The organism is Allobosea sp. OK403, assembly GCF_900113835.1.
Taxonomy (GTDB): Bacteria; Pseudomonadota; Alphaproteobacteria; order Rhizobiales; family Beijerinckiaceae; genus Allobosea.
The window spans coordinates 109,916-121,609 of record NZ_FOQV01000014.1; the positions used below are offsets into that span (position 1 = coordinate 109,916).

General features: G+C 65.9%; 12 protein-coding genes. 6 read left to right on the top strand and 6 right to left on the bottom strand.

The genetic code is table 11. The features are described from left to right. Window positions 1–22: 22 nt before the first annotated feature. Complete coding sequence (locus BMZ97_RS27800; RefSeq protein ID WP_092177628.1) at window positions 23–1,483, bottom strand: cryptochrome/photolyase family protein; 1,461 nt, start codon at window positions 1,481–1,483, stop codon at window positions 23–25. Window positions 1,484–1,624: 141 nt separating this feature from the next. Between BMZ97_RS27800 and BMZ97_RS27805 the strand changes: the two genes are divergently transcribed. From BMZ97_RS27805 to BMZ97_RS27815, 3 genes are all read left to right on the top strand, one after another. After that, window positions 1,625–1,984, top strand: coding sequence for a RidA family protein (locus BMZ97_RS27805; RefSeq protein WP_092177593.1), 360 nt, complete (start codon window positions 1,625–1,627; stop codon window positions 1,982–1,984). A gap of 23 nt (window positions 1,985–2,007) precedes the next feature. Beyond that, a complete protein-coding gene (locus BMZ97_RS27810) occupies window positions 2,008–2,895 on the top strand; it encodes a transglycosylase SLT domain-containing protein (RefSeq protein ID WP_092177595.1) in 888 nt (295 codons plus the stop codon). A 192-nt stretch (window positions 2,896–3,087) separates the two neighbouring features. Then, a complete protein-coding gene (locus tag BMZ97_RS27815) occupies window positions 3,088–3,669 on the top strand; it encodes a L,D-transpeptidase (protein ID WP_092177596.1) in 582 nt (193 codons plus the stop codon). Between the two features lie 492 nt (window positions 3,670–4,161). Here BMZ97_RS27815 and BMZ97_RS27820 read toward each other — a convergent pair whose 3' ends face one another. Further along, complete coding sequence (locus BMZ97_RS27820; protein ID WP_092177598.1) at window positions 4,162–5,670, bottom strand: tripartite tricarboxylate transporter permease; 1,509 nt, start codon at window positions 5,668–5,670, stop codon at window positions 4,162–4,164. Then, complete coding sequence (locus tag BMZ97_RS27825) at window positions 5,670–6,092, bottom strand: tripartite tricarboxylate transporter TctB family protein (protein WP_092177600.1); 423 nt, start codon at window positions 6,090–6,092, stop codon at window positions 5,670–5,672. The genes BMZ97_RS27820 and BMZ97_RS27825 overlap by 1 nt, the downstream gene beginning before the upstream one ends. Window positions 6,093–6,342: 250 nt before the next feature. On the opposite strand from BMZ97_RS27825, the gene BMZ97_RS27830 reads away from it, so the two are divergent. Continuing rightward, window positions 6,343–7,008 carry a hypothetical protein gene (locus tag BMZ97_RS27830; protein ID WP_092177602.1) on the top strand — a complete coding sequence of 222 codons (666 nt, stop codon included), beginning with the start codon at window positions 6,343–6,345 and terminating at the stop codon, window positions 7,006–7,008. A gap of 209 nt (window positions 7,009–7,217) precedes the next feature. Here BMZ97_RS27830 and BMZ97_RS27835 read toward each other — a convergent pair whose 3' ends face one another. Further along, window positions 7,218–7,586, bottom strand: a complete 369-nt coding sequence (locus tag BMZ97_RS27835) for a gamma-butyrobetaine hydroxylase family protein (protein WP_092177604.1) — start codon at window positions 7,584–7,586, stop codon at window positions 7,218–7,220. Window positions 7,587–7,775: 189 nt separating this feature from the next. On the opposite strand from BMZ97_RS27835, the gene moaA reads away from it, so the two are divergent. Then, window positions 7,776–8,810, top strand: coding sequence for a GTP 3',8-cyclase MoaA (moaA, locus tag BMZ97_RS27840; protein WP_092177630.1), 1,035 nt, complete (start codon window positions 7,776–7,778; stop codon window positions 8,808–8,810). 645 nt (window positions 8,811–9,455) lie between these two features. Here moaA and BMZ97_RS27850 read toward each other — a convergent pair. After that, complete coding sequence (locus BMZ97_RS27850; protein WP_092177608.1) at window positions 9,456–10,157, bottom strand: SDR family oxidoreductase; 702 nt, start codon at window positions 10,155–10,157, stop codon at window positions 9,456–9,458. A gap of 113 nt (window positions 10,158–10,270) precedes the next feature. Between BMZ97_RS27850 and BMZ97_RS27855 the strand changes: the two genes are divergently transcribed. After that, window positions 10,271–11,164 (top strand): LysR substrate-binding domain-containing protein, encoded by an 894-nt coding sequence (locus tag BMZ97_RS27855; protein WP_244546635.1) that lies wholly within the window; start codon window positions 10,271–10,273, stop codon window positions 11,162–11,164. A 202-nt stretch (window positions 11,165–11,366) separates the two neighbouring features. Here BMZ97_RS27855 and BMZ97_RS27860 read toward each other — a convergent pair. Next, window positions 11,367–11,694 (bottom strand): transposase (locus BMZ97_RS27860; protein ID WP_139221363.1); only part of this gene is annotated, 328 nt, incomplete at its 5' end.

Consider the following 11,694-nt stretch of genomic DNA (forward strand, 5'->3'; position numbering starts at 1 on the left):
CGCGCAGCGCGGCGCCTGCGGATCAATCCGTGGCGCCGCGGATCGTCGCCAGCGCGTCGAGCGCGCGCTGGCGCCCAAAGGCCAGGTCGATGACCGGGCGCGGATAGGTTTCGCCGAGCCTGACGCCGGCATCGCGCAAGGTCGCCGCATTCGCCAGCCAGGGCGCATGAATCGCACCAGTATCGAGTCGTGCGAGCTCGGGCACCCAGCGGCGGACATAGTCGCCTCCAGGGTCGAATTTTTCGCCCTGCGTCACCGGGTTGAAGATGCGGTAATAGGGCGCCGCATCCGCGCCTGAGCCCGCGACCCATTGCCAGCTCGCAGCGTTGCTGGCCGGGTCGGCATCGACAAGCGTATCCCAGAACCAGTCCTCGCCCTGCCGCCAGTCGATCAGCAGATGCTTGATCAGGAAGGAGGCAACGACCATGCGCACCCGGTTATGCATCCAGCCGGTCGCCCAGAGCTCGCGCATCCCGGCATCGATCAGCGGATAGCCGGTCTGGCCACGCTGCCAGCGCTTCAGCGCCTCGGTCTCCGGGCCCCAGGGGAAGGCATCGAAGCGGGCATTGTAGTTCTTGGTCGCGAGATCGGGATTGTAGAACAACAGATGGTAGGAGAACTCGCGCCAGCCGATCTCCGAGAGGAACTTGTCCAGATCGGACGCGCTGCCCGCCGCCATGCCTGCCGCTGATGCCGTCTGGCAGGCATGCCAGATCTGGCGGGGGCCGATCTCGCCGAAGCGCAGATGCGGCGAAAGCCGCGATGTCGAGACGAAATCAGGCCGGTTGCGCCCTTCGCCATAGCCCGCCAGCGAGCCGGAGAGAAAATCACCGAGCCGCTCGGCCGCGCCCGCCTCCCCCGGCGTCCATTCGGCACGCAGGCCACCGGCCCAGTCCGGCTTGGAAGGTTCGAGCGGGAGATCGGCAAGGTCGACCACCGCTTTGGCGAGCGCGCTCGGGAGCGGCAGGGACCGGATGCGCTGCGGCGCGGGCTCTGGCGCCGCCGGCTCGCCCCTGCCGCGCGCCGCGCGCCAATAGGGCGTGAACACCTTCATCGGCTCGCCGAGCTTGCTCGCCACCTGCCAGGGCTCGTTGAGCAGATGGCTGTTGAAGCTGCGCACGGTGACGCCCGCGCCGACCAGCGTCTCCTTCAGACCGCGATCGAGCGCGATCGCGGCCGCCTCATAGCGCCGGCTCCAGGTCACGAGATCGATTCCGGCCTCCGCCACGAGCTTCGGCAGGAGATCGGCGGGATCTGCGCACATCACCACGAGTTCCGCGCCCCTCTCGCGCAGCGAAGTCTGGAGCGCGCGCAGCGATTGCGCCAGCCACCATCGCGAGGCGCCACCGAGGCTGCGGCGCTCGCCACTCTCGTCGAGGATATAAAGGCACAGGGTCGGGCCATGAGCGGTCGCGGCGGCGAGCCCCGGATTATCGGCGAGCCTCAGATCGTCGCGGAACCAGTGCAAGGCGGCTCTTGTCATGGCATCTGAGTAGGGTGCGGCGGTGGCGCCCGGCAAGGTGCTGCTCTCGCCTTTGTGGACGCAGCGACATCGGGGCCTGTCCGCTGCGCGACATTGCGGGTAAGCAGGCGCCTGGAACGACTGGGATGAGGACCTGAAGACATGACCATCGAACGGACCGGGTTGACGCCGCGCTGGTGCGATTCCGCCGCCTTCAACGGCATCGTCTTCCTGGCCGGGCATTGCGCGGAGAAGACGCAAGGCGCCTCGCTGACGGAGCAGACGCAGGAGGTTCTCGCTTTGCTGGAGGAAACGCTGGAGGCCGCCGGCAGCGGCAAGGAGCGCATCCTCAGCGTCCAGATCTTCCTGACCAACATCAAGGCGATCGCCGAGATGAACGCGGTCTGGGATGCCTGGGTCGCGCCCGGCAATGCCCCGGCGCGAGCGACAGTGCAGGCGGAACTGGCCTCGCCGGGCTATGCGATCGAGATCACCGCGGTCGCGGCCAAGCATTCCGCCTGAGACGCGTCGGGAACGGGCGCGGCATGACAAGGCGGCCATGGCTCCTCCCCGGCCTGATGCTTGCCCTGCTGCTGGGCGCCTCGCTCGCTTTGGGCCAAGAGCCCTCGGCGCAGGAGCCGCCCTCCTCGGGCATCGACGCTGCGCTGTGCCGCCTGATCGACGATGCCGCAGTGGCGCAGGCCGTGCCCGCCGGCTTCCTGACGCGGTTGATCTTCCAGGAATCGAGCTTCCGCACGAGCGTCACCAGCCCGGCCGGCGCGCAGGGCGTGGCGCAGTTCATGCCCGGCACGGCGCGCGAGCGCGGCCTCGCCGACCCGTTCGACCCCGAGCAGGCCGTGCCCAAAGCGGCGCATTTCCTCAACGAACTGCGCCAGCGCTTCGGCAATTGGGGGCTGGCGGCGGCAGCCTATAATGGCGGCCCCACGCGCGTCTCGAGCTGGCTCGCAGGCCGCGGCTTCCTGCCCATAGAGACCGAAAACTACGTCCTCTCGATCACCGGCGCGGCGGCCGAGGCCTGGGCTGGGGATGCGCGGGCGGCGGCCGAGAGCGAGACCCGCCCCGCCCGGCCGGCGAGCCCGGACGGCCAGGCGCCGTGCCTCACCACGGTCGCGCTGATCCGCGCCGGGCGCGGCGCGCTTGCCATCGCGGAGGCGCCCTTCGCGCCCTGGGGCGTGCAGCTCGCCGCCAATTTCTCGAAGGCGCGCGCGCTTTCGGCCTTTCAGCGGGCGAGCGCCCGGCATCGCGCCATCATCGCCGATCTCTCTCCGATGGTGATCGGCACGAGGCTGCGCAGCCGCGGCACGCGCGCCTTCTACCGGGTCAGATTGCCGGCAGCGACGCGGGCGCAAGCCATAGCCCTATGCCGGCGCATTCAGGACAACCGGGGCGCCTGCCTGGTGCTGAAGAGCTGAGGCGAAAGCTGAGCCGACTTGCGGTTATGTTGCTCGCGCGCAACGGAGCGCGTCAAAGCCCTTGACCTCGCATCGATGTGATGATGGCGCAATTGCGCCGACCGGGCCGCTCTGACAGAAAATTGAGGAGATGTTGACACATTTGGGTCAACTTCGAGCCTAGCGCTCCCCCGCCATCCGTCCGAGGTCCCGATGAACCGTTTCTTCCGTATGGCCACGCTTGCCGGGCTTGGCCTGCTCGCTGCTGCCTCATCCGCCCATGCCTATGAGATCGATCCGCTGACGCGCCAGCCGCTGATGCAGAGCGCCGACCCGGCCAAAGCGCAGGCGACCGCGATCCCGCGCGAGCTCGTCTCCTATGACGGCAAGCAGCGCCCCGGCACCATCGTGATCAACACCACCGAGCGCCGGCTTTACTATGTGATGCCCGACGGCAAGGCGATGCGCTACGGCGTCGGCGTCGGCCGCCCCGGCTTCGACTGGGCCGGCGCGCAGAGCATCACCCGCAAGGCGGAATGGCCGAGCTGGACGCCGCCCTCGCAGATGCTGAAGCGCCGCCCCGACCTGCCGCGCTTCATGCCCGGCGGCCCGGAAAACCCGCTCGGCGCGCGCGCCATGTATCTCGGCTCGACCCTCTACCGCATCCACGGCTCGAACGAGCCGGAGACGATCGGCCAGGCGGTCTCCTCGGGCTGCATCCGCATGCTGAACGAGGACGTCATCGACCTCTATGAGCGTGCCAAGGTCGGCACCCGGGTCGTCGTCGCCCGCTAGAGCAGGATGCGAAAAAGTGGGAACCGGTTTTTCGCATTGATCCTGCTCTAACTCTTTGATGAGAGACGGATTCAGATGTCAGATGGGATCACTTCGTGAGCCCATCTGAAATCATCCGGCTCTGAGCGGCGAGAGACATAGTGGGTTTCTACGAAGCCCGTTTCCAAGGCAAAGGCCGGCGGTGACGCCGGCCTTTTCGTTTGTCCTGACGGAGGGCGGGAGTGCCACCCCAATCTAAAAGCAGCGCTCCCCGCTTTGAAATTCCGCGAGCCCTCATCCTCGAAACCACACCGTCATCCTGGGCGCCCGAAGGGCGTCCCGGGATCCATCGGAGCGCTCCGGAACCCTACGATGGATCCCGGAGCTGCGCCGCTGCGCGGCTTGTCCAGGATGACGATGCGGGTGAAGGGGAGCGATCAGACATCCTCGATATCGCTCGCTTCGTTTCAGGCCAGGCTCTCAGGATGAGGGCTGCAGTTTCCAATCGGCCCTTCACCCCGATGCAGCGGGCGCTTCGACCACCACCGCTCGCTTGGCCCGGAACGCAATGAACAGCTGAAAGGCAAAGAACACCCCGATCAGGCAGAGCAGCGTCGCACTGATCGGATGTGTGAAGAAGGTGGTGAAGCTGCCCCGGCTGATGATCATCGCGCGGCGGAAATACTCTTCCAGCATCGGCCCCAGGATGAACCCCAGCATCATCGGTGCCGGATCGAGCGACAGGCGCATCATGGTGTAGCCGATCAGACCGAACGCCGCCGTGGTGAAGATGTCGTTGAGGCTGTTGTTGACGCTGAACGTGCCGATGCAACAGAAGAACAGGATCGACGGGAACAGCACGTTGTAGGGTATTTTGAAGACCGAGAGCCAGAAGCGCACCAGCGGCACGTTCAGGATCAGCAGGAAGCAGTTTCCGACCCACATGCTGGCGACGAGGCCCCAGAACAGGTCGGGATGCTTGGCGATCATGTTCGGGCCCGGCTGAATCCCCTTGATGATGAAAGCCGCCATCATCAGCGCCATGACGGCGTTTTCGGGGATGCCGATGCTCATCAGGGGAATGAAGCTGGTGCGGGCCGCCGCCTCGTCGGCCGCCGCCTGTCCCGCGACGCCCTCGATCGCGCCGGAGCCGATCTCGTCCTTGTATTTGCTGACCTTCTTGTCGAGGGCATAGGCGGCGAATTGCGCGATCACCGGGCCACCGCCCGGCAGGATGCCAAGGATGGAGCCGACGACGCTGCCGCGCAGCGCACTGGGAATGATGCGCTTGAACTCCGGCCAGGTCGGCATCAGATGGATCTTGCCGTTGAAGGGCGTCCGTTCCTCGCGCGCGTCGAGGTTCTTGGTGATCTCGGCGATGCCGAAGCAGCCCAGCGCCAGGCTGACGAGGCTGACGCCGTCGGTGAGCGAGGGCAGCCCGAAGGTGAAGCGCTCCAGACCGGTCTCGAGATCGGTGCCGACCTGTCCCAGCAGCACGCCGAGCAGGCACATCGCCAGCCCGTTCAGCAGGCTGCCGGTGGTGATGAAGCTGACGCAGACGAAGCCGACCAGCATCAGCGCGCAATAATCGGTGGGGCCGAACAGCAGAGCGACCTGACCGAGCGTCGGCGCAAGGCTCGCCAGCACGACGATCGCGACCGTCCCACCGATGAAGCTCGAGACGCCGGCAGTGAAGAGGGCAAGGCCGGTCTTGCCCTTCAGCGTCATCTGGTAGCCGTCGATGCAGGCCACGATGCTGCTGGCATGGGGGATCTTCATGGTGATGGCGCTGACGCTGTCGCCATATTGGGCGCCGTAATAGATGCCCGCGAGCATGATCAGCGCGCCACCGGTCGGCAGCGAATAGGTCAATGGCAGGAGCAGGCTGATCGTCGCCAATGGCCCCAGCCCCGGCAGCAGCCCGACCAGCGTGCCGACCACGCAGCCGATGGCGCAGTAGAGTAGGTTCGCCGGCGTCAGCGCATGCTCGAAGCCGAATGCGAGATTATTTAGGATTTCCATCAGAAGAGCCTCAGATTGAGGCCGAGGAAGCGCTCGAAGACATAGGCCACGACGATGAGGCCGAGCGCGATCTTGAGGTTGCGCTTCCAGGAATAGGTCACCGCCGCAAAGCCCGCGATGAAGACCATCAGGACGATCCCCAGGGCGGCGTTGACGAGCTGGGCTCCGACGACGAAGGCCACCAGCCCGAGCATGATCAAGGCGATGTTCTTGAAGTTGAAGCTGAGCGGCACCGGAGCGCTCAGGCGCGCCTGCACGATGATCAGCAAGGCAATGGCCAGCAGCGGGACGCTCAGCAGGAGCGGGAAGAGCCCGGGGCCGGCATGGGCCAGATCACCAAGCGGATAGCGCAGCGCAGTCGCCATGAAGAAAAGCGCTACCGCCGCGAGGAAAAACCCTCGCGCGGAATTCTGGTTGACCATGCCTGCACTCCCTAAGTGAATTATTTCATTTGATTGTTGTTTTGCACGGAACCGCCGTCAAGCGGAACACCCACGGTTCACGGTTTTGAGGAGATGGTTTTGTGGCGGCGGCCGCGCGCACGCAGGCCGGCACCGGGCTGACGGGGACTGGCCGCCTGGTTGCGCGCCCGTGGCAGCGCCAAAGGGTTGTCGCAAAGCGGCCGTTCTGCGAGGTTTCGGACATCCCCCGACGAGAATCGACGCGGCGATTATGAGAAAAACCGACTTTCTTTCAGTCTTTCTGCTCGTCGTGGCGCTGACCGGATATCAGAGCGCCCTCCCCGCCAAGGCCTCCGAGCCGACACTGGAACAGACAGCGGAACTCTATTATCGCGCCTGGCTCAATTACGATCGCGCCAGCGCCGCGCGCCTGAACAAGAAACTGCGGCCGGAATCCGAGGGCCGCGATTACATCGACATGACGATGTTCAACGATCCGATCGCATGGCAGCTCAAGCGGATGGCGCGCTTGAGCGTGAGGACCGACCCTTCAGGGCGCGAGCTGAAGCGCTTGATGGCCAGGCTCATCGTCGAGAGCTCAAGGCGTGTCCGCTGCACGGCCGTCGGCAGCGAGCCGGCCGATGGCCGCTTCAACGCCACCGTCAAGCTCGATTGCCTGGTGCCGGATGCCGTCGCGGAACTGACGCAGGTGAAGCGCTCGGAGGAAGCGGATATGATCAATCCGACCCCGCGCCTGCTGAGAAGCGTGATCGATGCCTATGCAAGAGCCCCTCTGACACGCCGCATTGCCACAGAAATGGATCTCACTGCCGGCCCGGCGAAGGAGCGCTGGATGCCGAGCCAGTATCGAACCGGCGTCGATCTGGTGACGGGAGCCCTCATTGGCCAGATCAAGGAGTCCGGGCTCGGCAGGTAGGTCGTTGCCTGCGAGCGGGGTTTCCCTTCTCCCCTTGCGGGAGAAGGTGGATCGGCGAAACCGAGACGGATGAGGGGGCGCCGTGAGCTCACCGTCTAGCTGAAACGCGACGCCAGCCGGATAGGGCACGGCGCCCCCTCATCCGCCCCTACCGGGGCACCTTCTCCCGCCAGGGGAGAAGGGATGCGCGTTCAGGTGTCCCCCGCGCGCTAGCCTCGCTTCACCCGCTCCCGCGACAGCCCTTGCTCCGCCAGCGCGTCGAGATAGGCCTGCATCTTGGCCTCGCCATGCTCGCCGAGCTCGCGCAGATAGTCCCAAGCATAGATGCCGGTGTCGTGCATGTCGTCGAAGGTGAGCTTCACGGCGTAATGGCCGACGGGCTCGACGCCGATGATCTCGACCTCGGCCTTGCCCGGCACCGTCTTCTTCTGCGTGGGGCCATGGCCCTGGACCTCCGCCGAGGGGCTTTCCACCCGCAGCAATTCGGCCGGCAGCGCGTAGGCCGTGCCATCCTCGAAGGCGACATGCAGGGTGCGGCGATCCTTGGCGAGGCGGATCTCGGTCGGCCATGCTGACATGGTTGTGTTTGCTCCAGGGCGACTGCGACGATGGCCGCGCTTGACCTTGGCGGCCGCAATGCCAATGTCTCACCGGATATAGCGATGCGGCCACCGCCATGCACCTGCCCGCGTGCAGCAAGGTCGTTTTCAGAATTTGGCCGTCTTCAGGGATGAAGCAGAGTGCTCCTCGACGACATCAAGCCCGGTGTGATCGCCAAGCCCGATACGATCGAGCAGCTCGCGCGCGCGCCGCTGGTCGATCCGTTCGGCCGCGACATCTCCTATTTGCGTATTTCGGTGACGGATCGCTGCGATTTTCGCTGCGTCTACTGCATGTCCGAGGACATGACCTTCCTGCCCAAGCGCGATCTGCTGACGCTGGAGGAGATCGACCGCCTCGCCACCGCCTTCGTCGCGCGCGGCACCCGCAAGCTCAGGCTCACCGGCGGCGAACCCTTGGTGCGGCGCGACGTGATGAGCCTGTTCCGCTCGCTCTCGCGCCACCTCACCACCGGTGCGCTGGAAGAGCTGACGTTGACCACCAACGGCTCCCTGCTCGACCGCTATGCGCAGGAGCTCGCCGATTACGGCGTGCGCCGGATCAATGTCTCGCTCGACACGCTCGACCCCGACAAGTTCCGCAAGATCACGCGCTGGGGCGATCTCGACAAGGTGCTCGGCGGCATCGAGGCGGCGCGCAAGGCGGGCCTGCGGGTCAAGATCAATGCGGTTGCACTGAAGGGCGTCAATGAGGACGAGATCGAAGGGCTGATGACGTGGGCCCATGGCCTTGGCATGGACCTGACCCTGATCGAGGTGATGCCGCTGGGCGAAATCGAGCCCGGCCGCATCGACCAGTTCCTGCCGCTCTCGGTCGTCAGGGCGCGGCTGATGGATCAGTACAATCTGGCCGAAGACCCCTACAAGACGGGCGGGCCGGCACGCTATGTCCGCGTCAAGGAGACCGGCGGGCTTGTCGGCTTCATCACGCCGATGACGCATAATTTCTGCGAGAGCTGCAACCGCGTCCGCCTGACCTGCACCGGCACGCTCTATATGTGCCTCGGCCAGGAAGACGCCGCCGATCTGCGCGCGCCGTTGCGCGCCTCCCCCGACGATGCGGGCCTCCACCGCGCCATGGAAGAGGCGATCTCGCGTAAGCCCAAAGGCCATGACTTCATCATCGACCGGCGCCGCGCAAAGCCGGCCGTAGGCCGCCATATGAGCGTCACCGGCGGCTGAGAGCCGGTTTGGACATGTGAGCCGCCATCCTGAGAGCCTGGTTCGAAATGAACCGAGCGATATCAGAAACTTCCGGTCGCTTTACGTCCCCCGCGCCGTCATTCCGGACAAGCCGCGCAAGCGGCGCTGATCCAGAATCCATCCTAGAGCGTCATTCTCGGGCTTGCGCCCTGAGAATCTCATGACCAGAGCCCTCTCGATTACGAGATGGTCGGGTCAAGCCCATGACTGTCCGGTTCGCCGCGAGCGCCCGATCAAAAAGCTCCGTTCATTGGAGGCTTTCCAGCATGCGGTGACGAATGAGACAGGCGCGGGGAACCCCTCTCCCGTGTGGGAGAGGGGCAGGGGTGAGGGCAGGCCAGACAACCAGATCGCGCAAGCGGCTCCGCAGCCTCTCCTGCGCTTTCAGAATGAAGCCAGCGCTGCGACGTAGTCGCGCCTCAATAATCGGCGGCGGGCCCTCATCCCTGCCCTTCTCCCACACGGGAGAAGGGTTCCCCGCGCCCTTTATCCGACACTTCGCTTCACGACGACGCGCATCGCTTCTGGGTTCCGGGCTCAGGCCTGCAACCTGCCCCGGAATGACGGCAGAGAATGACGCCATCGGTTATCGCTGAAGGCCGTCAGTATGGGGCGCCCGGCCCGTCAGACCGACCGGGTTATGCCGCCATCAACGCGGATATTCTGCCCGGTGATGTAGCCGGCATCGTCCGAGGCGAGGAAGGCGATCGTCCCGGCGATCTCGTCGGCCCGGCCATAACGCTGCAGGGGCACGCTCTGACGGCGCTCATCCGTCGCCGGCAGGCTGTCGGTCCAGCCGGGCAGCACATTGTTCATGCGGATGTTGTCGGGCGCGTATGTGTCGGCAAAAATCTTGGTGAAGGAGGCAAGGCCTGCCCTGAACACCGCCGAGGTCGGGAACATCGCGGCGGGCTCGAAGGCCCAGGCCGTCGAGATGTTGATGATCGAGCCCGAGCGCTGCGCCTGCATGATCGGCGTCACCAATCGCGCCGGCCGCACCGCGCTGAGGAAATAGACCTCCATGCCGCGCTGCCAGTCCTCGTCGGGGATCTCCAGGATGGGAGCGCGCGGCCCGTGCCCGGCGCTGTTGACCAGGACGTCGACCCTGCCCCAGCGCTCGAACACCGTATCGACCAGGCGCTTGACGTCGTCATTCGACTGGTTCGAGCCGGTGATACCGATACCGCCGAGCTCCTTGGCCAGCACCTCGCCCTTGCCCGACGAGGACAGGATCGCCACCGCAAAGCCGTCCTTGGCGAGACGACGCGCGGCGCTTGCGCCCATGCCGCTGCCGCCGGCCGTGATGATCGCCACTTTCTTGGTCATAGCGCGCTCTTTTCCTGGTTGATGTCCCTGTTCATAGGGTTCGGCGCCGCCTCGAACCATCGATTTCCCGTGCAGGGAGCCTGTAGCGCTGCTACACCCCCGTCATGTCGCGAATGCCTCCTCTCGCAACCCTGCGCGCTTTCGACGCCGCCGCTCGCCATCTCAATTTCAGGCTCGCCGCCGAAGAGCTGAACGTGACGCATGGTGCCGTCGCGCAGCAGGTCCGGGCGCTGGAGGCCAGTCTCGGCGTGGCGCTGTTCGAGCGCGAGCCCAGGGGCCTGGCGCTGACGCCGACAGGGCGCTCCTTCCATCCGCAGATCCGGCGCGCCTTCGCGCTGATCGCGGGCGCGATGGCCGCGATCGAACCGAGGCAGGAGCATGAGCGGCGCGGCGTCACGGTGACGGTGACGCCCTCCTTCGCGGCGAGATGGCTGATTCCGCGGCTCGGCAGCTTTTCGGCGCTTGCTCCCGATGTCGAGGTGCGCGTGCTGGCCTCGGAAGCGACGGAGCGGCTGGGCGGGCCCGGCCTGCCCGATCTCGCCGTGCGGCTCTCGGCGCCGCCCTTCGATCGCGCACTTGAGGCCGAGCGGCTGCTCGCCGATGATCTGTTTCCCGTCTGCAGCCCGGCCATGGCCGTAACGCTGGCGACCCCGGCCGATCTGCTGGGGACAACGCTCCTGCACGACGCCCATGACGCCTGGCCGCTCTGGCTGGAGCTGGCGAACGCCCAGGCGCCCCTCACAGCCGGCAAGCGCTTCAGCCAGACCGCGCTCGCTTTGGGGGCGGCGCTCGATGGCCAAGGCATCGCGCTTGCTCCCTTCGCCCTGGTCGCGGACGATCTCGCGCAGCACCGGCTCGTCGCGCCCTTCGGAACCGATATCCGCCTCGTCTCGGAGCGGGCTTTCTACCTGCTGACGCCGAAGCTGGCGCGTACGCGGCCTGAGGTCGCGCTGTTTCGCGCCTGGCTGCTCGATGAGAGCAAGCCGAGGCCGCAGCCTGGCGCGTGACGGTTTGGAGCGCGGCAGGGCTCTAAGCCGGGACAGAGTTCAATTCGTTAGAGCCGGTTTGGAAACTCCCGCCCTCATCCTGAGAGTTTGGCCGATAGCGATGCCTCTGCTCTCAAAAGCTTGAACATTGAGGAAAAGCGCGCCGTCATCCCGGGCAAGCCGCGTCAGCGGCGCCGATCCGGCAACTGTGTTGTTTGGTGTGTCATGCTTGGAAGGCTGTGTCAGTTTTGAGCATGGCGTTGAGGACGGTGAGGAGCTTTCTTGCGACGGCGATGATGGCGACTTTTGCGGCTGCGCTTCTTGCGCGGACGGCGTCGTAGAAGGTCTTGAAGCGCGCAGATGTCCGGATGGCGGCCAGCGCGGCCATGTAGAGGGCTTTGCGGACGCGTCGCCTTCCACCCCTGATCATGCGCTGTCCGCGCCTGCGCCCGCTGTCATTGTTGAAGGGCGCGAGACCGGCGAGCGCGGCGATGGCCTTTGGCGAGACGTGGCCGAGCTCGGGCATCAGGGCGATGAGGGTGGTGGCGGTG